The 22,096-nt window shown below is 63.6% G+C and carries 16 protein-coding genes; all 16 read left to right on the forward strand.

All coding sequences use genetic code 11. The annotated features are described in order from the left end of the window. Window positions 1–36: 36 nt before the first annotated feature. The 16 genes from E6C55_RS28160 to E6C55_RS28235 all read left to right on the forward strand — a co-directional run bounded on the left by E6C55_RS28160 (window position 37) and on the right by E6C55_RS28235 (window position 22,095). Complete coding sequence (locus E6C55_RS28160; protein ID WP_230986896.1) at window positions 37–1,404, forward strand: lipopolysaccharide biosynthesis protein; 1,368 nt, start codon at window positions 37–39, stop codon at window positions 1,402–1,404. A 34-nt stretch (window positions 1,405–1,438) separates the two neighbouring features. Beyond that, window positions 1,439–1,990 (forward strand): acyltransferase, encoded by a 552-nt coding sequence (locus E6C55_RS35250; RefSeq protein WP_168735924.1) that lies wholly within the window; start codon window positions 1,439–1,441, stop codon window positions 1,988–1,990. A gap of 155 nt (window positions 1,991–2,145) precedes the next feature. Then, entirely contained in the window at window positions 2,146–3,129 is a 984-nt protein-coding gene (locus tag E6C55_RS28170) for a polysaccharide pyruvyl transferase family protein (protein ID WP_136373203.1), read from the forward strand. Between the two features lie 349 nt (window positions 3,130–3,478). Continuing rightward, the gene (locus tag E6C55_RS28175; protein WP_136373170.1) at window positions 3,479–4,867 is read left to right on the forward strand and encodes a sugar phosphate nucleotidyltransferase; all 1,389 of its coding nucleotides are present in this window, start codon (window positions 3,479–3,481) and stop codon (window positions 4,865–4,867) included. Next, the gene (locus E6C55_RS28180) at window positions 4,864–6,204 is read left to right on the forward strand and encodes a UDP-glucose dehydrogenase family protein (protein ID WP_136373171.1); all 1,341 of its coding nucleotides are present in this window, start codon (window positions 4,864–4,866) and stop codon (window positions 6,202–6,204) included. The genes E6C55_RS28175 and E6C55_RS28180 overlap by 4 nt, the downstream gene beginning before the upstream one ends. A gap of 25 nt (window positions 6,205–6,229) precedes the next feature. Next, on the forward strand, window positions 6,230–9,304 hold the full coding sequence (locus E6C55_RS28185; protein ID WP_136373172.1) for a chitobiase/beta-hexosaminidase C-terminal domain-containing protein: 3,075 nt from the start codon (window positions 6,230–6,232) through the stop codon (window positions 9,302–9,304). A gap of 13 nt (window positions 9,305–9,317) precedes the next feature. After that, window positions 9,318–10,574, forward strand: a complete 1,257-nt coding sequence (locus tag E6C55_RS28190) for a sulfotransferase family protein (RefSeq protein ID WP_136373173.1) — start codon at window positions 9,318–9,320, stop codon at window positions 10,572–10,574. Beyond that, the gene (locus E6C55_RS28195) at window positions 10,571–12,508 is read left to right on the forward strand and encodes an asparagine synthase-related protein (RefSeq protein WP_136373174.1); all 1,938 of its coding nucleotides are present in this window, start codon (window positions 10,571–10,573) and stop codon (window positions 12,506–12,508) included. The genes E6C55_RS28190 and E6C55_RS28195 overlap by 4 nt, the downstream gene beginning before the upstream one ends. A gap of 34 nt (window positions 12,509–12,542) precedes the next feature. Next, window positions 12,543–12,671: a paeninodin family lasso peptide gene (locus E6C55_RS28200; protein WP_136373175.1), complete on the forward strand. Its 129-nt coding sequence runs from the start codon at window positions 12,543–12,545 to the stop codon at window positions 12,669–12,671. Window positions 12,672–13,026: 355 nt separating this feature from the next. Continuing rightward, window positions 13,027–14,271 carry an HPr kinase/phosphorylase gene (locus E6C55_RS28205; protein WP_136373176.1) on the forward strand — a complete coding sequence of 415 codons (1,245 nt, stop codon included), beginning with the start codon at window positions 13,027–13,029 and terminating at the stop codon, window positions 14,269–14,271. A 179-nt stretch (window positions 14,272–14,450) separates the two neighbouring features. Further along, window positions 14,451–14,759: a lasso peptide biosynthesis PqqD family chaperone gene (locus E6C55_RS28210; RefSeq protein WP_136373177.1), complete on the forward strand. Its 309-nt coding sequence runs from the start codon at window positions 14,451–14,453 to the stop codon at window positions 14,757–14,759. Further along, the gene (locus E6C55_RS28215; RefSeq protein ID WP_136373178.1) at window positions 14,756–15,217 is read left to right on the forward strand and encodes a lasso peptide biosynthesis B2 protein; all 462 of its coding nucleotides are present in this window, start codon (window positions 14,756–14,758) and stop codon (window positions 15,215–15,217) included. The genes E6C55_RS28210 and E6C55_RS28215 overlap by 4 nt, the downstream gene beginning before the upstream one ends. A gap of 64 nt (window positions 15,218–15,281) precedes the next feature. Beyond that, window positions 15,282–16,433, forward strand: a complete 1,152-nt coding sequence (locus tag E6C55_RS28220; protein ID WP_136373179.1) for a nucleotidyltransferase domain-containing protein — start codon at window positions 15,282–15,284, stop codon at window positions 16,431–16,433. Between the two features lie 12 nt (window positions 16,434–16,445). Beyond that, the gene (locus tag E6C55_RS28225) at window positions 16,446–18,224 is read left to right on the forward strand and encodes an ABC transporter ATP-binding protein (protein ID WP_136373180.1); all 1,779 of its coding nucleotides are present in this window, start codon (window positions 16,446–16,448) and stop codon (window positions 18,222–18,224) included. Beyond that, the gene (locus E6C55_RS33970; protein WP_168735925.1) at window positions 18,221–18,724 is read left to right on the forward strand and encodes a VanZ family protein; all 504 of its coding nucleotides are present in this window, start codon (window positions 18,221–18,223) and stop codon (window positions 18,722–18,724) included. The genes E6C55_RS28225 and E6C55_RS33970 overlap by 4 nt, the downstream gene beginning before the upstream one ends. A gap of 1,562 nt (window positions 18,725–20,286) precedes the next feature. Then, entirely contained in the window at window positions 20,287–22,095 is a 1,809-nt protein-coding gene (locus E6C55_RS28235; protein ID WP_168735926.1) for a cache domain-containing sensor histidine kinase, read from the forward strand. The last annotated feature ends 1 nt before the right edge of the window (window position 22,096 follow it).

The following is a 22,096-nucleotide window of genomic DNA, read 5'->3' on the forward strand; positions in this document are numbered from 1 at the left end:
CTCGCTCGGAGAGGAATCGATGGAGAGGAACCGATTATGATCAGAACGTTGATGAAGCCGATCGAGAGTTTGAGCGGAAGCGGAAGCGGGAGCACCAAGGCGCGGGGCGGAGCGCTCGGTGCGATTCTCGGCACGAGCGCCGTCGGCGTCGCCGTCATGCTCGTCGGCATGGCAAGCTCGGTGGTGACGGCCCGGTGGTTCGGGGTCGAGGGGAAGGGCGAGTTCTCCGCGATTGTTTTCTGGCCGACGCTGCTTGCCGGCCTGCTCAGCTTCGGGCTGCCGACGTCGCTTATCTACAACAGGCGCTCCCGGCCGGAGCAGAGCGCGGACGTTGTCCGGGCAGGCTTCCTGTTCCAATTGCCGGTCTGCGTGCTGGCCGGGCTTGCCGCCTGGTTCGGGCTGCCGGCGTGGATGGGCAACTATTCGGAGCCGATCGTTCGCATCGCCCAATGGTACACGGTGCTGATGCTGCCGCTGCTGCTGGCCATGGGCTTGCTGTCGGCGCTCGCGCAGAGCGAGGAGAACTTCCGGCTGTACAACGGTCTGAGGCTGTACGTGCCGCTCAGCAACCTGGCCGGGCTGCTGGCGCTGTGGGCGGGAGGCTGGCTCAATCAGGCCTCCGCCTCGCTTGTCTACCTGGGAACGAGCTTGGCCGTGCTCGTCTGGTCGCTGTACCGGCTGAAGGGGCAACTTGCCGTAGGCTGGTTCGGCCGATTCGCGGACAAGGGAGCGGTCAAGTCGCTGTTCGGCTACGGCAGCCGCGTCTACGGGGTCGAGCTGCTCGGGACGCTGTACGGGCAATGCGACAAGCTGATCATTCTGGCGTTGCTCTCGCCGCGGGCGTTCGGCCTGTACACGGTCGTCTATACGCTGTCCCGCGTGTTCAACGTCGTGCAGACGGCGGTGTCGAGCGTCGCGTTCCCGAAGGTGACGGGCCAGGACCCGGATCGGGTCGTCGCGACGGTGTCGCGCGCGTTCCGGCTCAGCTTCGTGCTGATGCTGCTCGCGCTTGTTCCCGGCCTCATCGTCGGCCGCTGGCTGCTCGGCTTGCTGTACGGCCCGCCGTTCCTCGAGTCGGCGACGGCGTTCGGGCTGCTGTCGCTGGAGTGCATCATCGGCGGCGGCTCGTGGATATTGGCGACTTCGTTCAACGCGCTTGGGCGCCCGGGCCTCGTCGCGATCCGGCAAGCGATTGCGCTTGCGGCGACGATCGGGCTGCTGTTCGCGCTTGCGCCGGAGTACGGCCTGAACGGCGTCGCCGCGGCGATGCTGATCGGCGCCTGCTGCCGGCTCGCGATCACGATCGCGGCGATGAAGCTGGCGCTCAAGGCGCCGCTGAAGAGCGTGTTGTTCGACGCAAGCGATTGGCGCTTCCTCCGGGAACGCCTGTTGCGGCAAGCCTGACGGCTATCTGGACGGGAAGGGCGGCACGGCTGGGATGCATTTTCGACAAAGAAGGGTAAGAGATTACGGGAAGCACGCGGTCCGGGTGTTGCTCGGCCTCCGGCTTCGCCGCCAAATCGACCGCTGCGGGAAGCTGCTGCGAGCGGCAGGAGGTGTGACTATCTCGAAGGCGAGGCGGGCTACGCTTCGGATCGGGAATTATGTGATCCTGTACCGGGACGCCGGGTTATACCTGGATTCGGACCAAGCCGTCCTTGAGATCGGCGATTACACATTCCTGAATCGGAGAAGCGAGATCATGTGCAAGCAGCATGTCCGCATCGGCAGCCACTGCGCCATCTCGTGGGACGTCACCATCACGGACACCGATTACCATACGCTCGATGGAACCGAGACGACGAAGCCCGTCATCATCGGCGATCATGTGTGGATCGGCTGCCGGGCGACGATTCTGAAGGGCGTCACCATCGGCGCGGGCGCCGTTGTGGCGGCCGGAGCGGTCGTATCGAAGGACGTGCCGGCCCGCACTCTCGTTGCGGGAGTGCCGGCGAGGCCGATAAGGAGGGACGTCAGTTGGACGTTATAACGGAGGATGCCGCGGACAAGGAGGGCAATGCGGATAACAGGTATAACGCGGCTAAGGAGGGCAATGCGGATAGCGAGTATGACGCGGCTAAGGAGGGCAATGCGGATAACGAGTATGACGAGGGCGGAGCATTCGCCCGGAGAGGGGACGGTCGGATGGAGATCGTGCGGGGCTCCCACCCGATGGAGGAGCTGAAGAGCAAGCTGACAACGATCCTGAAGGCGATTCCGCCCGGGTCGGACATCTATTACCTCGATTACCCGGTGCACGGCAACGGCGGGGATCTGCTGATCATGAAGGGCACGGAGGCGTTCTTCCGGGAGTACCGCATTCGCGTTCGCGCCCGGTACAGCGTGCTCGACTTCCCCGACGCGCTGCCGATTCCGCGGGATTGCATCATTGTCCTGCACGGCGGCGGCAACTTCGGGGATCTGTACCCGGTCCACCAGAAGCTTCGCGAGAGGGTGGCGGCAGACTATCCCGGCCATCGCGTCGTGATGCTTCCCCAGACGATCTACTACAAGGACGTCAAGGAGTTCGAGAAGACGGCGGACGTGCTGAACGGCCACCCCGATCTGCACCTGTTCGTGCGCGACACGGTGTCGCTGGATATGGCCGAGGACAAGTTCGGCGGAGTCAACGTGTATCTGTGCCCGGACATGGCGCATCAATTGTGGCCGATTCGGAGCCGCATCGCTCCCGGCAAGGAGGTGCTCCGCTTCCTGCGCACCGACATCGAGAAGACGGCCGGGCAGCAGCGGCTGGAGGACGAGGCGGGCGGCGATTGCCTGGATTGGCCGTCGCTGTACAGCCGGGCGGAGCGGAAGTCGATCCGCCTGTTCTCGGACATGCTGCGCATGGGCAAGGGCAAGCTGCCCGTCGGCCCGGTATGGAGCAAGTACACGGATCGGCTGGTGAGAAAAGCGGTCGAGAGGTTCGGGGATTACCGGAGCGTGCAGACGTCGAGACTTCACGGGCATATTCTGTCCTGCTTGATGGACAAGCCGAACGTGCTGATCGATAACGCCTACGGCAAGAACGCCAGCTACTATCGCACATGGACGCGGGGGATCGCGACCGCGAAGCTGATGGCCGAGCCGGCGAGTTCGCCGGCCGTCGTGGTGAACCAGACCCTGTGAGCCGGACTCGATGAACCGGCGCGTTAGGGCGGCGTGATGAGTCAGGTGCGGCACGAATGTCGGAAAAACCGACATACGGAGCGTTGAAGCAGCCGGGGAGCGGCACGAATGTCGAAAAAACCGACATATGGAGCGTTGGAGCAGCCGGGGAGCGGCGCGAATGTCGGAAAAACCGACATACGGAGCGTCGAAGCAGCCTGGGAGCGGCGCAAATGTCGGAAAAACCGACATACGGAGCGTCGAAGCAGCCTGGAGCGGACATTTGGGTGGTCGGGCCGAGGTTGAATGTCATTGGCGATAAAACAGTTGCATAGTCAAGCGGAATGAACTAACAGAGCGGAGGGATGGCATGAGAATCGTGCTTCTATCGGGCGGATCGGGCAAGCGGCTGTGGCCGTTGTCGAATGATTCGCGTTCCAAGCAGTTCCTGAAGGTGCTTAAGGACCCGCAGGGTCGCCCGGAGTCGATGATCCAGCGGGTATGGCGGCAGCTCGGCGAAGCGGGCCTGCAGGATAAGGCGTACGTGGCGACGGGCAAGGCGCAGGTCGAGATCATCTACGGGCAGCTCGGCAGCGACGTCAGGCTGATCGCCGAGCCGCAGCGGCGGGACACGTTCCCGGCGATTGCGCTGGCGGCGACCTATCTGTACGCCATGGAAGGCGTCCCGCTGAACGAGACGATCGTCGTCATGCCGGTTGACCCTTATGTGGAGGTCGGGTTTTTCCGGCAGCTTGCTCGCCTGGAGGAAGCGCTGGACGAGTCCGGAGCGGATCTGGCCCTTGTCGGGGTTAAGCCGACGTACCCGTCCGAGAAGTACGGCTATATCGTGCCGGACGCGCGGGGCGACGAAGGCGGCTCCTCCTTCCTGAACGTCGGGGGCTTCCGCGAGAAGCCGCGGGAGGCCGACGCCGAAGAGATGATCCGCCGGGGGGCGCTCTGGAATTGCGGCGTGTTCGCGTTCAAGCTGGATATGCTGATCAACATTCTGATCGCCTACGAGCTCCCGATTCATTACGAGGAGATGCAGAGACGCTACGGCTCATTGCCGAAAATCAGCTTCGACTACGAGGTGGTCGAGAAGGCGAATCGGATCGCGGCGGTCCGCTACGAGGGCGAATGGAAGGATCTCGGGACGTGGAACACGCTGACCGAGGAGATCGAGGATTCCCTCACGGGCAAAGGCATCGTCTCCGTCGAGACGAAGAACGCGCACGTCATCAACGAGTTGGAGATTCCGGTCGCGGTGCTCGGCCTCGCGGACATCGTCGTGGCGGCAAGCCCGGACGGCATTCTTGTCGCGGACAAGTCGCTCAGCCCCCAACTGAAGGACATGCTGAAGCATTCGGAGCAGCGTCCGATGTACGAGGAGCGGCGCTGGGGCCGCTACAAGGTGCTCGATTATCGGCGTTACCCGACCGGCAAGGAGGTGCTGACGAAGTGGATCTACATCTCGGCCGGACGCAACCTGAGCTACCAGTACCACAGCCTCCGGGACGAGGTGTGGACGGTCGTCTCCGGCAGCGGGACCGTTATTCTGAACGAGCGCAAGCTGTCGCTGGCCGAAGGGGACGTATTCATCGTCCCGAAGGAGAGCCGGCACAGCGTGCGGGCGAATACGGACCTGGAGATTATCGAGGTGCAGACCGGCGACATGCTCGTCGAGGAGGACATCGTGCGGCTCGAGCAGCATTGGGCCGACATCGTCGAACTATGCCCGGCATCGGAGGGGACGTTATGAGGATAGCGGTCATCGGCACCGGCTATGTCGGGCTCGTGTCCGGCATCTGCTACGCCGAGCTTGGCCATTCGGTCGTCTGCGTCGACAAGGACCCGGACAAGCTCGCCACGCTGCAAGCGGGAGGAATTCCGATCTACGAGCCGGGCCTCAAGGAGCTGTCGGCGAAGGGTGTCGCCGCCGGAAGGCTGCGCTACACCGGCGATCTGGCGGAGGCGGTGCGGGACGCGGAGCTGGTCGTCATCGCCGTCGGGACGCCGCCGCTTCCAAGCGGAGAGGCCGATCTGGTCTACATCGACGCGGCCGCGCTCGAGATCGCGGACTCGCTGCGCGCCGGAGCGATCGTTGCCGTGAAGAGCACCGTTCCCGTCGGCACGAACGAGCGGGTGCAGGGCTTGATCCGCACCCGGACGACGGTGCCGTTCGACAGCGTGTCGCTGCCGGAGTTCCTGCGGGAAGGGTCGGCGATCCGCGATACGCTGGAGCCGGACCGTGTCGTGATCGGCGCGGAGTCGCGCGAGGCCGCGGAGAAGCTTGCCTCGCTGCACCGGCCGCTCACCCGGAACATCCTGATCACGGACCTGCGCAGCGCCGAGCTGCTGAAGTACGCGTCCAACGCCTTCCTCGCCACCAAAATCTCGCTCATCAACGAGATAGCGAACATCTGCGAGAAAGTCGGCGCGGACGTCTCGCAGGTGGCTGAGGGCATGGGGCTTGACCGCCGGATCGGCCCGGCGTTCCTGCAGGCCGGTATCGGCTACGGCGGCTCCTGCTTCCCGAAGGACACGCGGGCGCTGATCCAGATCGCAGGCCATGTCGCCTACGACTTCAAGCTGCTCCGCTCGGTCGTCGAGGTGAATCGCGAGCAGCGGCTGAACGTCGTCCGCAAGCTCGAGACGATTTTCGACGGGGAGCTTCGCGGGAAGACGGTCGCCGTCTGGGGGCTCAGCTTTAAGCCGAACACCGACGACGTCCGCGAGTCCCCGGCGCTGGAGATCATGCGCCGCCTGACGGAAGCGGGCGCTCGCGTCCGGGCGTACGATCCGGTCGCGATGCCGAACTTCCGCAAGCTGTTCGGCGACGAAGGCGTCGACTGGTGCGATGCGGCGGAGGAAGCCGCGTCCGGGGCGGACGCCCTCTGCCTGCTCACGGAATGGGAGGAGTTCGCGAGAGAGGACCTCCACAAGCTGCAGACGATTCTGAAGCGGCCGATTCTGATCGATGGGCGCAATCTTTTTAAGGAAGAGGATCTGAAGGGAACCTCCTTCGTGTATTATTCGATCGGCCGTCCGAGCCTGAATCAGGGAGTCAGGGAGAAGGCTCCCCTGCTTCAATACTGACGAACGTCCGGAAGGAGATCTTGAAGTGAAGAAGAAATCGGTCGTGCTCCTCGCGCTGCTCCTGCTCTCTCTCGTCGCTTCTTCGCATACGCTTGGAGATGTCGCCGAGAAGTACCTGACGGAGACCGACGACTTGACGGATTGGAGCAAGGTCGCCTCGCGATCGCCAACCCTGACGCTGAAGACGTCCGGAACATCATCCGGAACATCGTCGGGAGCGGCATCCGGAGCGGCATCTGCCGACCCGACCCGGGCATACGGAAGCGGCAAGAGCGGAGAGTACCTCGTCTACAAGGCGAAGGGCTACCTCCGCTCTTTCTCCGTTGAAGCGTATTCGTCCGCCAGCGCGGAAGGCTCGAAGTCGCCGCAGCCAACGCCGCTGCTGTCGATCTCCGCGGACGGCAAGACGTACCGCGCCGTGACGCCGGACATTCACGCGAGCGGCGACGGCAGCGGGCGAATGCTCTATGAATCGCGGGAATTCCCGAGCGGGATCAAGTACCTCAAGATCGTGTACCCGAGCGGCAATGGCGGGGCGGTCTTCTCGATCGGCCGGGTCGTCCTGAACGGAGACGGAGACGGCGGCACGGGCGCAAGCGCGAATGCGAGCAAGCCGTCCGGTCCCGTGCTGTACGGCAGCATGATCCGCCTGACGGCCGCGTCTGGGCAGATGATCTACTACACGACGGACGGAAGCGACCCGCGCAGCTCCTCCACCCGCCAGCGGTACGGCTCCCCGATTGCGATTGTCGGCGAGACGGTGCTGAAGACGACGGCGGAGGGGGCAGCGGCGACGGGAACAACGGCGACGGGAACAACGACAACGGCGACAAGCCAAGCTTCGTCGGCAAGCCCGACCGCGTCGTCCGGGAAGACAGCCGGGGACGTGTCCACGTACACGTTCACGCCGTACCCGCAAGCTCCCCCCGCTTCCGGCATCGCGGACCCGCTCGACGACTTCGCGCTGACCGCGCTTCGCTCGAACCTGTATCTGGCGAAGGATACGCCGAGCTACTTCGGCAACGACTCAAGCCGCGCCGTGCGGGCGACGACTGCTCCGGGGATGCTGATCTACGTCTCCGCGGAGGATATCGAGTCGTTCGCCGTGCTCAGCTTCTACTTCTCCGGCCTCGCGTTCGAGAAACTGAAGTTCTATGTGTCGTCCGACGGCACGGAGTACAACGAGGTCGCAGCCGAGTCGTACCCGTCCGGCGATCCGGTCAGCAACTGGCAGCCGCAGGCGTACGAGAACATGTCGCTTCCCGCAGGCACACGATACCTGAAGATCGAGCTGACCGGAACGGCCAAGTCGTGGACGCCCCAGGTGTCGGAGGTGCTGATCAACCGCAACACCGCATCCGCGGCGCTGACGACGGCGAAGAGCGACAGCGGCATGCTCGCGACGCTCTCCTCCGCTACGAAGGGAGCGCGGCTCTATTATCGCCTGAACGACAGCGCCGACTTCGTTCCGTACGTCTCGCCGCTTAAGCTGACGGGCTACAATTCGCTCGAAGCCTACGCGGTCAAGGAGGGGCTGCTGCCGAGCCCGATCCGCAGCTACTCCGTCAACGCGAGCAAGGACGTCCAGGTCGATCGGTTCGGCCAGATGGAGACGGCGAAGTTCGCCGCGAAGGTGACGGAGGAGAGCCAGCTTGCGGCGGATGCGGCGGCGGACGAGACGTATTACGCCTCCCTGAAGGAGCCGACGGACCGGGATCGGTACGGCGGGCTAAGCGGCAGCGCGTCCACGTACGGGCTGAAGGCGACCGGGTTCTTCGATGTTCAGAACCTGACGGGCAGCGGGCGGCCCGTTCTGACGACGCCATCCGGCAACCTGTTCTTCAGCCTCGGCGTCAACGGCGTCACCGCCCAGGAGACGTACACGCTAATCAAGGGCCGGGAGGCGAAGTTCGAATACGTGCCGCCGTATGCGGGCGAGTACAAGCCGGCCTACACGAGCACCGACGGCTTCTCCTTCTTCGTCGCGAACAAGTACAAGAAGACGGGTGTCTTCCCGACCGAGCACGACATCTATGTCGAAGCGATCGAGCGGCTGAAGAAGTGGGGCTTCAACGGCATCGGCGCCTTCTCGACCGAGAAGTACGGGGAGGAAGGAATGTTCCCGTACGTGCGGATGCTGCCTCTCGAGGGGATGAGCTGGGCGAAGATCGACGGCTTGTCGCTGTTCGACATTTACGCACCCGGTGCCGAGGAGAAGCTGGACCAATCGTTTGCGCAGAACGTGGCTCCCTACAAGGACGACCCGATGCTGATCGGGACGTTTATCGGGAACGAGTATGACTTCCACAAGTTCCTGACGGAAGTGCCGAAGCTCAAGGCAAGCAAGGCGGCGATGAAGGGCGCTCTGGTCGACATGCTGCAGAAGAAGTACGGGACGATCGGGGCGTTCAACACGGCGTGGAAAATGAATTACAAATCGTTCGCGGACTTGAGAGAAGCGGAGCTGGTGCTCAAGGCGTCTCCGGCGTGGCGCGACATGGAGGCGTTCCTCGCGGATTATCTGGACCGGTTCTTCGGAACGGTGAGCCGGCTGTACCGCAAGTACGATCCGAACCATCTGCTGCTCGGCGACCGCTGGATCACGACGACGTTCCACAACGAGACGGTTCGCCGGATGCTCTCCGAATACGAGGGCAAGTACGTCGACGTCATCAGCATCAACTATTACACGTATTCGCTGGAGCCCGAGCTGCTGAAGGAAGTGTACGAGAAGTCCGGCGGCAAGCCGATTCTGATGAGCGAATTCGGCTACGGAACATCGGAGCAAGGGCTGGAGCCCCTGATGAAGAACTCCGCAATCAACCAGTTCCAACGAGGCATGAGATACCGGAATTACGTCGAGGGAGTCGCCTCGCTGCCGTACGTCGTCGGAGCGAACGTGTTCAACTACGTCGATCAGGCGGGGCTCGGCCGCTATTGGCAAGGCATCTGGGGCGAGCATTACAACTCCGGCCTCGTGAACGTCGCCGACCGTCCGTACAAGGACTACATCGCAGCCGCCAAGGCCACGAACGACGATATCTACAAGATCATGCTCGGCAAGCGGGCGAAGTTCTATTACGACTTCAGCAAGAAGTGAAGGAGGCGGGACAATGGTAGGAGCGCGCGGCGACAATCTGGTGTTTCTGCTGTGCACGCCGAGAAGCGGCAGTTCGCTGGCGACGGCGATGCTGCAGAACCACGGCAAGCTGTACGCGGCGCAGGAGATGTGGCTGCTGCTGAGCCTGCTCGAGCTGCGGTCGGGAAGGAAGCGGCCGTACGGCGGCGGGGCAATTGTCGAGAGGTTCTATAACGGGACGCTTCCGGAAGGAACGTTCGAGGACGCCTGCCGCGCATTCGCGCTGGAGGCGTACAACGGCCTGCTTCGCGGAGAGGAAGCGGAGCTTGTGCTCGACAAGTCCCCGCGTTATTACGGGCTGCTCGAATTCCTTGACGTCCTGTTCCCGCAGTCGCGGCGCATCTGGCTTGTCCGCAACCCGTTCGCCGTGCTCGCCTCCTACAAGAAGCTGGGCGCGCAGCGGGGAGGCTCGTCCGACCTGGAGGCGCTGCTGACCGGCCGATCCTTCGATCCGAAGGCGGCGGACCTGACGGTCGGGCTGCTCCGGTACATGCGCTACTTCGCTGCGGAGGACCCGCTGGCGTACCGGCTGCGGTACGAGCGGCTCGTCGCCGATCCCCGCGGGGAGCTGGACGGCGTCTGCCGGTTCCTCGGTCTTGGCTACGAGGCGGGGATGGAGAGGTACGGCGCGGCGATGGATACGCCGAAGGCGGCGCGCTTCTTCAGCATGGGGGTCGGCGACCCGCTGCTGGCGGACCATTCCGCGCCGCACGAGGATTCGGTTCACGCCTGGAAGGAGCTGCTGACGAAGCGGGAGATCGCGGCGTACGGACGAATTCTCGGCGGCCGGGCGCTGGATGGGCTTGGCTATGGCGAAGAGCGCGAGGCGGCGGAGAAGCTTGCCGGATGCCGCTTCGCTGCCGATCCCGACGAGAGCCTGCTCGCGCTTCGGACGGAGCAGTGGGCGGAGGCGACCGGCTGGCGGTGGACGGAAGCTTACCGGATGACGTCGGAGCTTCCGGATGGGGCCAAGGCGGCGCGGTTGCCGGAGGAAGGGCAAGCGGCTGGAGCGACTGGCACGGCTGCCGCGGCGGAGGCCGAGCAACTGCGCCTGGTCGTCCGCGCGCTGGAGCAGCGGCTTGAGAGCGGGCACCGGGAGCGGGAGCGGCTGCGCGCCGAGCTCGGCGCGATGAAGCGCAAGGCGGCCCGGCTGAAGGCGGCGATCCCGTTCGGCGACCGGCTGGCGCGGCTCGCTTCGAGCTATATCTCCGGGGCCGGGGGCCGCAAGTGAGCGCGATCGCGGGGTTTGTGCGGTTGGACGGCGGAGCGGCGGAAGAGCTGGACGGCGCGGCGATGATGGCCGCGCTGGAAGGAGCTGTCGCCGACGATACGCGGACGCGGCAGGCCGGACCGGCGTTCTTCGGCTGCCGCATCCGCTGGCTGTCGCCCGAGTCGCGCGGCGAGCGGATGCCGGACGGCGATACCGAAGGGCGCTTCATGATCGCGGCCGACGCCGTGCTCGACAACCGCGAGGAGCTGTTTGCGCGGCTGCAGGTGCCGCGCTTCCGCCGCGCGGACATCACGGACAGCGAGCTGATTGTGCTCGCCTACCGCAGGTGGGGGCGGCGCTCGCCGGAGTTCCTGCTCGGCGACTTCGCCTTCGCGCTCTGGGATGCCGAGCGCCGGGAGCTGTTCGCGGCGCGGGACCTGCTCGGCACCCGCACGCTGTATTATTCGCAAGGCGGCGGCCGGCTCGCGTTCGCGACGACGATTGCGCCGCTGCTCGCGCTGCCCGGCGCCTCGCCGCGGCTGGACGAGATGTGGCTCGCCGAGTTCCTGGCGATTCCGGAGATGTTCGAATCGACGGACCCGGAGGCGACGCCGTATGTCGGCGTCCGGCAGGTGCCGCCGGGTCATGGGCTGTTCGCTGCGGGCGGCGCGGCGACGGCGACAACAAGCAGCTATGGCCGCGGCGCGCTGGAGCCGGACGTGCCGCTGCGGCTAAAGTCGGACGCCGAATATGAGGAGGCGTTCCGGGAGGTCGTCGGGGAGGCGGTGCGCTGCCGCCTCCGCACGTTCCGCGAGGTCGGGGCGACGCTGAGCGGCGGCCTCGACTCGGGCACGGTCGCGGCGTTCGCCGCGCGGGAGCTGCGCCGGGAGGGCAAGGTGCTGCACGGCTACAGCAGCGTGCCGCCGCCCGGCTTCGCCGATTGGACGTCGCGCGCCGTCGCGGCGGACGAGCGGCCCTATATCCGGGCGACGGCCGGGCATGTCGGCAACATCTCGGAGGCGTACCTGAGCTTCGAGGGGACAAGCCCGCTTGCCGAGGTGGACGAGTGGCTGGACCTGCTCGAGACGCCGTACAAATTCTTCGAGAATTCGTACTGGCTTCGAGGGATTCACGAGCTTGCAGGGCGCTCGGGAACGGGCGTGCTGCTGACCGGCGCGCGCGGCAACTTCACGGTGTCGTGGGGGCCGGCGCTCGAGTATTACGCAATGCTGTTCAAGCGCATGAGATGGCGAAGGCTTGCGGCGGAGCTGACCGCTTACGGCCGGCACAAGGGAGTCGGCCGCAGGCGGCTGCTCTCGGCCGTGGGGCGGACGGCGTTCCCCGCGCTGCTGGCGGGGAGAGGTGAAGCGCCGGCTCCGGGCCTGCCGGAGCTGCTGCTTCGCCCCGAGTTCGCCGCGCGGACGGGCGTGCTCGAGCGGCTGCGCGGCGGCGGCCCGGCGGCCGCGGGCCCGCTCGAGCTGCGGCGGGAGAAGCTCGGCAGCCTCGCCGCCGCCAACAAGAACGGAGCGACGGCGACGAAGCTGTCGCTCCGCTACGGGGCGCAGGAGCGCGACCCGACCGGCGATGTGCGCGTCATTCGCTTCTGCCTCTCCGTCCCGTTCGAGCAATATGTGCAAGGCGGCCGGGACCGGGCGCTGATCCGCCGGGCGACGGCGGGCCTGCTGCCCGACGAGGTGCGGCTGAACCAGCGCGTGCGCGGCGTTCAAGGCGCGGATTGGCTGCACCGGACAGCCCCGGCTTGGCCTCGGCTGCTGGAGGAGATCTCGCATCTCTGCTCCGACCCGCTAGCCGCCTCGTACCTGCACGTCGCCCGCATCCGGCAAGCCGCCGAAGGCATCGGGCGCGCGCCGACTCCGGAGCTGGCTTTCCACCCGGAAGTTCGGTTGCTTATGAGAAGCCTGATCGTGTACCGGTTCCTGAAGCGGTTCGCGTGACGGCGGCACACCTTATGGAAAGGAGGTGAACGCAATGGAGAAGAAGCAGTGGCAAGATCCGACCCTCGAGACGCTGGACATCGCCGAGACGATGTACGGCAAGGGAATGACGAATATCGACTTCGTGACGACGGAAGACATGGACATCTACAGCCCGAGCTGACCGATGCGGTCGTCTGAGCGAGCGCCCTTGCTCTTCCTATTGGGAAGGGGGAGGGCGCTCGCTCTCCATTCAGTTATTATCGCAGCTCGTCCCTTTGTGTCCTCTGCCGAATGGCCGCTTTATGCTGACAACCACTTTTTATGCTAAAAACCACATTCATTTCGTAGAACCGACCCCTAACTAGCGAATGTATATGAAAAACCACATAGAATCGTGTTCCAACTGCCGTGTATGACCGTTTTTATGCGGAAAATCACATATAATTGCGTTCTGCTCCTTTGTCGGACTGTTTGAATGCGAAAAATCACATTCATTTCAAATGCTGGACCTTTGAATGAAGAGAGGAGAGAGGACGATGATCCATACGGGACGGATGGAAACGAGACCAAGCGGTGGGCGGGCGGCAACGTTGTACGAAGCGTTCGGCCTCCGCATGGCGAGCCGGCTTCCGCTTCCGGAACTGCCCCTCGCTGCGGGCTTCCGAGCGGGCAGCATGGCGATGCCGGGTTTGGCGGATGTCGAGATCGGCCTGACGGCTGCGGAGCCGCTGCTTCGCGAGATGGAGGAGCTTGGCAGCAACTTCTCGTTGTCGCGGGATGGGCGCCGCTTCCTGTTCCTTATTCCGGACACTGCCGCGTACGCAATCGAGGACGGCAGGAGAATCCTTGTCGCCCCGCTGCCCGGTGCGGACCCGGAGAAGATGCGTGTTTATCTGCTCGGGACGTGCATGGGGGCGCTGCTGCTGCTTCGCGGGACGCTTCCGCTGCACGGCAGCGCGGTCGTTGTGAAGGGCAAGGCGTACGCCTTCGTTGGCGACTCCGGTGCCGGCAAGTCGACGCTCGCCGCAGCGCTTGCGGCAATGGGGCATCGGCTCGTCAGCGACGACGTCGTTGCGGTGAGTCTCGATGAAGCCGGACGACCGTTCGTGCAGCCCGCTTATCCGCAGCAGAAGCTGTGGCGGGAGAGCCTGGTCGGGCTCGGGCTGTCGGGTGGGACGAGTGGACGGAACGGGAAGAGTGGGCCGAATGGAACGAGCGGGATGAGCGGAAGGGACGGGGCGGATGCGATAACTGGGAAGTACCGTCCGGTCTACCGGGAGACGGACAAGTTCGCCGTGCCTGCGGGAGGGAGCTTCCACTTGGGGCCCGTTCCTCTGGCGGGGGTTTTCGAGCTTGGCGGACCGAGGCCGGGGACGAAGGAGGGAATCGGGATGGGAGTGGAGCTTGGACAAGGAGCGGAGGCGGGGGCGGAAACGGGAACAGGAGCGGGAACAGGAGCGAGATCGGGAGCAAAGGCGGAACCGGAGGCAGAAAAGGGAGCGGAGACGGGGGCGAGATTCGCGGAGAATAGCGGGGCGAACGGAGCGCAGATCTGCACGCTGGAGCCGTTGTTCGGCCTGCAATGCCTGCGCGTTCTGCTTCAGCATACGTACCGGAACCGGCTTGTTGCGCGCTTGGGCCGCGAGGACTGGCACTTCCGCGCCGCGTCTGCAGTTACGGCGAAGATCGAGGTCGGGCGGCTGCAGCGGCCGCAGACCGGCTTCACGGCGAACGCGCTGGCCCGGCTCGTTGTGGATCACGCGACCCGCTCGGCCAGATGAAGGGGCGAGCCGCCTAGCAGGCATGGTGGATGATGGGTGCAGATGAGTAACCACGACTCAACCGAAGCGGCGATAGGCGCGTGGAGGAACCGAGATGAGTAGCGATTACTCAAGTGCAGGGGTTGGAGCAGGCATGATGGGTGCGGATGAGTAACCAATTTTCGAGAGGGAGTGGAGATATGGAGGCTTGGGGAGATACGGCAGTCGCAATCGATGCCGGTTGCGCGATATGGCGCAGGGAGGGTTGCCTTGCCAGCGAGATGAGAGGGGAGACGATTCTGTTTAGCCTGGGTAGCGGCAAGTATTACAATCTGGGCGTCGTCGGCGGGCGGATCTGGGAGCTGCTTGAGGCTCCGCGCGGCGCCTTGGATCTGACGGATGCGCTGACCGCGGAATTCGACGTGGAGCGTGAGCGGTGCGCGCGGCAGGTTGACGGCTTCCTGCGAATGCTGCTGCGGGAGGCGCTGATCGAGGTTCGCCCGGCATGACGGCGCGCGGGTGGATTGCGTTCTGGCGCCGGCCGCGGGAGAAGCGGAAGCTGATGCTTGAGGCGCTTGTGTTCCTCGCGTGGGCGCGCGTTATGAAGCTGCTGCCGTTCTCGCGGCTGAAGCTGACGTTCGGCCAGCCGATGGCGGAGACGGCCCGCGTGCACGATCTGGCGCAGGAGCGGCTGATTCGCGGCATCTCGGAGGCGGTCCGCGTCATGAGCCGCCACACGCTCTGGGAGAGCCAATGCCTCGTCCAGGCGCTCGCCGCTCGCCGCATGCTGGAGCGAAGACATCTGGACAGCACGCTGTATCTCGGTACCGCGAAGGATAAGATGGGCAATCTGATTGCGCACGCTTGGCTGCGCAGCGGGACGATCTATCTGACCGGCGGGCAGGAACGCCTTCTGTTCACGACGGTCGCCTGCTTCGGCTCGGAGCGGGAAGCGGTAGGGAAGTGAATTGAAACGGAAGTGAATTGAAACGGAAGCGAATTGAAGCAAATAGAAGCAAAGGAGCGAAGGCATGAACCAGACGAATCTGCACAGCGGCACGGAGCTGCCCGCGGAGCTTCGCGCCATGCTCGCTGCATTGCGGGAAGAAGACGGCAATCCGCCCTTGCCGGACATCGATTGGAATCAATTCCTGAAGCGGGTCCGGCATCACCGGGTGTACCCGCAGCTTCAAGACCGCCCTCGGGCGGCTCGATTGATTCCCGCCGATGTTCGGCAAGCGATCGACCGGGAATGCGGCGTGAACGCGCTGCGGATGCTCCGTCTAAGCGGAGAGACGATCCGTCTCTGCCGCGAGCTTGAGAGCCGGGGCGTCCGGTCGCTTGTGTTGAAGGGCCCGGCGCTGGCCCGGCACCTCTATGGGGATGTATCGCGGAGGACGTCGAAGGATCTCGACCTGCTCATTCCGGTAAGCGAGCTGGAGAAGGCGGGGCAAGCGCTGCGGGAGCTCGGGTACGTGGCGGAGAGGGACATTCCGAAGGGCTTAGGAGACTGGAAGTGGAAAATCCACCACATCGCCTTCCGGAACCCAAAGCTCGGCATCGAAGCGGAGATTCATTGGCGACTTAACGGAGACGGGGGACGGGAGCCGAGCTTCGAGGAGCTGTGGGCCGGGCGGCAGATAAGCGATCTCGCGGCCGGGCTTGCGATGCCGGGAGACTCGTATCTCTTCCTCTACTTGATCACGCATGGCGCCCGCCACGGTTGGTTCCGGCTGCGCTGGCTGATGGATATCGACAAGCTGGCGAGGCGGGAGCTTGATTGGCTGGGCGTTGCCGCCCTGCTGAAGAGGTATCGGGCCGTTCATCTGGCCGGGCAGGCGCTTGTCTTGTCTTCCGCCCTGCTGGGCACGCCGGTGCCGGAGCCTCTGCGGCCGGCTGTCTCCGGCGGGCGCGGGCAGGAGCTGGCCAGGCGCGCGCTGCGTTTTATTCGGGACGATGTGGTGCTCACGACCGACCCGAGCGCAGGAGAGGTGGTCAAGACGTACAAGAGCTATCTATTCGCGCTCAAAACGCGTCCGCAGAAGGGACTCCACGCGCTAAGACGCCTCTACCCGAGCTTTCGGGACGCCGAGACGCTTCCCCTTCCTCGGCAGCTTTACTTTTTGTATTTTCCACTGCGGCCGTTCGTGTGGTTGTGGAGACAGGTTCGTCAGATAACGTGAGGAGGGACGAGGATGGACGATCTTAGGCATTACCTGGGCCGGCTGAGAAGCTGGGCGGGAGCGGGGCTGTACGTCCATCTCCTTGCGACGGCGGCGCTCGGGCTGTTCGATGGGGTAGGCTTGTACCTGCTCGTTCCGATGCTCGGGCTGCTCGGCTTGCTCGGGGAAGGCGGGGGCGTGCCGCTTCTCGGGCAAGGGCTTGCGGCGCTTCGCGAGCTGCCGGACTCGTACGCGCTTCCGTTGCTGCTGGCCGTCTACGTGGCGGTTGTCGGCGTTCAGGCGCTGCTGCAGCGGGTCCAGAGCATCCGCGCCGTTCGGCTGCAGCAGGGGTTCATCCGGCATCTGCGCCTCGGGCTGTACGAGGGGCTGATGCGCGCGAATTGGCCGTTCTTCGGCCGTCGCCGCAATTCGGATATCCACCACCTGCTCACCTCCGAGCTGGCGCGGGTCAGCCAAGCGACGCACCTGCTGCTTCAGCTCGCTTCCTCGCTTGCGTTCACGATCGTGCAGATCGGCATCGCCTTCTGGCTGTCGGCGCCGCTCACGGGCTTCGCGCTCGCGAGCGGCGCCTTGATTGCGTTCGCCATGAGGCGGAAGGTGCGCCGGGCGAAGGCTGTCGGCAACGAGACAAGCGAGCTGTCGCAGAGCTTCTACGCGGGGATTAACGATCACTTCGCCGGGATCAAGGATATTAAGAGCAATCGGCTCGAAGCCAGCTTCCTCTCCTGGTTCGGAAGCCTGACGGGCCGGATGGAGGCGAATTTCCTTGCGTTCGCGAGGCTGCAGGCGACGACCCGGAGCTGGTACCAGTTGTCGGCGGCGGCGTTGATCGCCGTCTTCGTCCTGCTGGCGGTAGAGGTTCTTCATGTCGGAGCGGGGCAGCTTCTTCTTGTTGTGATTATTTTCGCGCGGCTGTGGCCCCGATTTACGACGATTCAGGCGGGGGCCGAGCAGCTTCTCTCCGCCGCTCCGGCGCTGCGCGGATTGCGGGAGCTGGAGCGGGATTGCGCGGCGGCCCGGGAGCCGGAGGCGACGGGAGCGTCGGATGCGATGAGCTTGCAGCGCGGGTTGGAGTGCCGCTATGTTTACTACCGCTACGGGACGCAGGCGGAGGCGGATTATGCGCTGCGGGACGTAAGCATCCGCATTCCCGCCGGCCGAATGACCGCCATCGTCGGGCGTTCGGGAGCGGGCAAGAGCACGCTCGCCGAGCTGCTGATGGGGCTGCTCGAGCCGGAGCGCGGGGTCCTGCTCGCTGACGGGGTGCCGGTCTCGGGAGAGACGCGGTTGGCGCTTCGCCATTCGGTCGGTTACGTCTCGCAGGAACCTTTTCTTTTCCACGATAGTATTCGTCACAACCTGCTCTGCGTTCGGCCGGATGCCTCCGAGGAGGAGCTGTGGGAAGCGCTGCGGTTCGCCGCCGCGGACGAGTTCGTGAGCCGGCTGCCCGAAGGGCTCGACACGGTCGTCGGCGACCGGGGGTGCCGACTGTCGGGAGGCGAGCGGCAGCGGCTTGTGCTCGCGCGGGCGATTGTGCGCAAGCCGTCGATTCTTGTGCTGGACGAGGCGACGAGCGCGCTCGATTCGGACAACGAGGAGCGAATCCGGGAGGCGCTCGACCGGCTGCGGGGAACGATGACGATTGTCGTCATCGCCCACCGGCTGTCGACGATCCGGGGAGCCGACCAGGTGATCGCGATGGAGCGCGGGGAGGCTTCGGTCTCGGAGACTTCGATCCAGACGGAGGGGACAGGAGAGGCAGATCGGAGAAAGGAGGCGATTCGCGCGTGACAAGCCGACACTTATGGAATCGGGTAGCCGCTCTCTCGTTGCTCGTTGTGGTTGTATTCGCTATATTCGCTTTTTCCAATCAACCGTACCGGGTCCAGACGATCCAACCGTTGCTGCAGCGGACCTTGTCCATCGAGACGGTGGAGAAGGTGCTGCCTGCTCTGGACATCCGCTACGACGGGCATGAGTATCGCCGGGACGTCAATCCGTTCGGCCTGATCGAGTTCCTGTTCCGCAAGGGGGCGCATCTGTTCGTCTACGCGTCGCTGGCGGCCTCGGCCGCGCTCGTCCTGAGCATGTTCCGCCTGCGCCCCGTCCGGGTCGCCGCGCTCTCGCTGCTGGCCGTGCTCATCGTCGCCACGCTCGACGAATGGAACCAGCAGTTCTCGTCGGCCCGCACGCCGGCCTACCAGGACGTCTTCGTCGATCTGACGGGCGGTGCGATCGGGCTTATGGCGGGGTACGGAGTGTGGAGGCTGGTGCGTCGGCGGCGGGGGTGAGGCCGAGAACGAGAACGAGAACGAGAACGAGAACGAGAACGAGAACGAGGATGAGGATGAGGATGAGGATGAGGGCGGCGCTTCCTGGAACTGTCTGTCTGCGGAGGCGGTTGATGGTCTGTACCAAATTTATACAGAAAGTCCCGTCACCGTCTAGCATCGGCCCGGCGCGGTCGGCATGTTGGCGAGTCGGTGCGGCGGTGAATAAATTCCATATTATGGTTACGGCAAAGGTGCTATCCCCCTTCTGAACCCTTATGCCTCTTCTCCCCTTGGATCAGGAACCTCCCTCTTGACGTTCATGCCCGTTGCTCTTGGGTCAGCCCATTCCCCTTGCAAATCCTTATCCTGAACGAAGGGGAGAAGAGACCTAATGCCTCCAGAGGGAATAGGGCGCAGGCGGGAGAGGGGAGAGCGAGGCTGGACGGGATGGCGCAAGTGGAACGAACAGTCGATAGGCGGGTTTTCCGCTCATCTGCCCCCTCCAATCGGCTCTTCGGAGCATCGTTAGACGGGTTTTCCGTTCATCGCCCCCTCCAATCGGCTCTTCGGAGCATCGTTAGACGGGTTTTCCGTTCATCGCCCCCTCCAATCGGCTCTTCGGAGCATCGATAGGCGGGTTTTCCGTTCATCAGCCCCTCCAATCGGCTCTTCAGGACATCGTTAGACGGATTTTCCGCTCATCAGCCCCGCTAACCGGCTCGTCGGGGGTGTCGTTGTACGCATCTCCGCTCCCCCACCCGGCTTCTCCCATCAAGCACCACTTTTATAGGCTTCATAACGACGGACCCCCTTATACGCAATATGTTCATTGTAGGGGTGACAACCGTTGGGCTTGTCATAGTTGTTTTTAGCATAAAAAAAGTCGTCGAAGGCGGTTGGTGGGCGAATGTGTGTGGTTTTTAGCATAAAAACGGTTGCGGAAGGCGGTCGGCGGGCGAATGTGTGTGGTTTTTAGCATAAAAATGGTCGCCGAAGGCGGTCGGCGGGCGAATGTATGTGGTTTTTAGCATAAAAATGATCGTCGAAGGCGGTTGGTGGGCGAATGTATGCGGTTTTTAGCATAAAAATGGACGTCGAAGGCGGTCGGCGGGCGAATGTATGTGGTTTTTAGCATAAAAATGGTCGTCGGGGGCGGTTAGTCGGCGAATGTATGCGGTTTTTAGCATAAAAATGGTCGTCGGAGGCGGTTAATCGGCGAATGTATGCGGTTTTTAGCATAAAAATGGTCGTCGAAGGCGTTTAGTCGGCGAATGTATGTGGTTTTTAGCATAAAAATGGTCGCCGGGGGCGGTTAGTCGGCGGATGTGTGTGGTTTTTAGCATTCATGGATGCGTTGGACGGGAAGCAAGAGGAACAAGCCCGCCAAGCCGGCCCTCCCCCGCGAAATATAAGCTGCACTCGTTCGCTCAACTTGCGTTCGTTCGACTTGCAGCGCAACTTCCTCGCTCTCCTCTCGGCTTATTCCTCGCTAGTAACGTGTGGATCGCGCCTCTCTTGTCCTTCCCGTAGAAAGCGGTTATATTAGCGATAATCGCAGTTAACGGGAGAGGATGAACGCCATGGCGCGTCTGATGCGTGTCTTCCACAACCGGAGCGTGATTTTCAAGTTCGTCGCCATCTACGTATCGATTCTGTTGGTGTCGCTGGCCGTCATGGGGTATACGCTGTATCGGCAGGCCGCGAGCTCGGCGATCGAGCAGGCGCGGACCGTCATGGAGCAGAATCTGCGGCAGACGAAGGAGAGCATCGAAGAGAAGGTGAAGATGACCGAGAACATCTCGCAGATCATCGCCTTCGATTCGCGCATTCAGACTTTTCTCGACAGCGACTTCATCAACGAGAGCTTCCAGCTTCAGGACTACCGCGACAACATCGCTCCGATTCTCGATAATATCATGAGGCAGAACGCGTATATCCACTCGCTTCACGTGTATATGGGCAACCCGACCATTCCGGAATTGTACGGCGTGTACGACGGATTCTACGGCATGCAGAGAATTCGGGACGATCCCCCGTATCGGGCTATTCTGGAGAACGACGGGCTTCGGTCCGTATGGCGGGGGCTGCACAAGGAAAATGCCCTGCTGATCAGGCCCGACATAACGGCGAATGCGGACGTGTTATCCTTCAATCGGAAGGTGTACTCCGTTCATAACTTTGAAGTCGCCGGTCTGGTCGAGATCGAGATCACCGCGCAAGAGCTGCTCAGGTCGGCCGAGGATTCGGTGTCGGCGGATATTGGAAGCGTATTCATAGCGAATGACGACGGGGGAATCGTATTCGCCGACGGGCAGATCGCCTACGAGAAGCGACTGGAGCAGGCGGGGCTTGCCGAATTGCCGCTTGACGAGGTCGTAAATCGGGTCTCATCGGTCGGCGGCCATCGCTCTATCGTCATCTCGATCCCACTCACGGGTCCCGGGCTTCGGGTTGTCGGTGTTTTCCCCTTGGGGCATGTGTTGGACAAGGTGAACGGCTCCATCCGGACGACCGTCATTGTCCTGACGGCGGCGCTGCTGCTGCTCAGCCTGCTTGTCTACTACGTTACGGTGAAGCTGCTCTCCCGCATGAAGCTGCTGCTCAAGGCGATGAAGCAAGTGCGCGAAGGGTCGCTGGACGTCTCCGTGCCCGTTGCGTGGAATGACGAGTTCTCCCAGATGGCGCTGAGCTTCAACCATATGACCGGGCGGATTCACGAGCTTGTGGAGACGGTCTACAAAGCCGAGCTGCTGGAGAAGGAGGCGGAGGTGAAGGCGCTCGAATCGCAGATCAATCCGCACTTCCTGTACAACACGCTGGCGACGATCTCGTGGGTGGCGCGCAAAGCGAAGGCGCCGGAGGTCGTCCGCCTCTCCGATTCGCTTGCGAAGTTCTATCGCCTGGTGCTGAACAAGGGCAGCTCGGAGACGTCGGTCGGGAACGAACTGGATATGGTCAAGGCGTACCTGGAGATTCAGAAGTTCCGCTTCGAGGATCGCTTCGACGCCGTGTTCGAGGTGGACGAGAGGGTCAGGGAGTTCGCGACGGTCAAGAACATTCTGCAGCCGCTCGTCGAGAACGCCCTCGTTCACGGCATCGAGCCGAAGCGGGCTCACGGTACGATTCGCATCAAGGCCGGAGTGGAGGAGAATCGGGTTGTGCTGCAGGTTGCGGACGACGGCGTCGGCATGGGGGCGGAGCGTCTGCGCGAACTCAAGGAGGGACGGCCCGTCGATTCGCATGGCAGCGGCTATGCGCTGGCCAATATCGGGGATCGCCTGCGAAGGATGTACGGAGACGGCCATCGGCTGGAGCTGTTCAGCCGCCCCGGCATCGGAACGGTCGTGACGGTAGTCTTCGCGGCAAGGAGGAGAACGGACATTGCTTAAG

The organism is Cohnella fermenti (assembly GCF_004801405.1).
In the GTDB taxonomy this organism is placed as follows: Bacteria; Bacillota; Bacilli; order Paenibacillales; family Paenibacillaceae; genus Cohnella; species Cohnella fermenti.

Bases quoted from the DNA above. Each gene is read 5' to 3' on its own strand.
- E6C55_RS28220 (WP_136373179.1), top strand. From the start codon at position 15,282: ATGAACCAGACGAATCTGCACAGCGGCACGGAGCTGCCCGCGGAGCTT.
- E6C55_RS28160 (WP_230986896.1), top strand. From the start codon at position 37: ATGATCAGAACGTTGATGAAGCCGATCGAGAGTTTGAGCGGAAGCGGA.
- E6C55_RS28200 (WP_136373175.1), top strand. From the start codon at position 12,543: ATGGAGAAGAAGCAGTGGCAAGATCCGACCCTCGAGACGCTGGACATC.
- E6C55_RS28180 (WP_136373171.1), top strand. From the start codon at position 4,864: ATGAGGATAGCGGTCATCGGCACCGGCTATGTCGGGCTCGTGTCCGGC.
- E6C55_RS28210 (WP_136373177.1), top strand. From the start codon at position 14,451: ATGGAGGCTTGGGGAGATACGGCAGTCGCAATCGATGCCGGTTGCGCG.
- E6C55_RS28205 (WP_136373176.1), top strand. From the start codon at position 13,027: ATGATCCATACGGGACGGATGGAAACGAGACCAAGCGGTGGGCGGGCG.
- E6C55_RS28225 (WP_136373180.1), top strand. From the start codon at position 16,446: ATGGACGATCTTAGGCATTACCTGGGCCGGCTGAGAAGCTGGGCGGGA.
- E6C55_RS35250 (WP_168735924.1), top strand. From the start codon at position 1,439: ATGCATTTTCGACAAAGAAGGGTAAGAGATTACGGGAAGCACGCGGTC.
- E6C55_RS28235 (WP_168735926.1), top strand. From the start codon at position 20,287: ATGGCGCGTCTGATGCGTGTCTTCCACAACCGGAGCGTGATTTTCAAG.
- E6C55_RS28215 (WP_136373178.1), top strand. From the start codon at position 14,756: ATGACGGCGCGCGGGTGGATTGCGTTCTGGCGCCGGCCGCGGGAGAAG.
- E6C55_RS28170 (WP_136373203.1), top strand. From the start codon at position 2,146: ATGGAGATCGTGCGGGGCTCCCACCCGATGGAGGAGCTGAAGAGCAAG.
- E6C55_RS28175 (WP_136373170.1), top strand. From the start codon at position 3,479: ATGAGAATCGTGCTTCTATCGGGCGGATCGGGCAAGCGGCTGTGGCCG.
- E6C55_RS28190 (WP_136373173.1), top strand. From the start codon at position 9,318: ATGGTAGGAGCGCGCGGCGACAATCTGGTGTTTCTGCTGTGCACGCCG.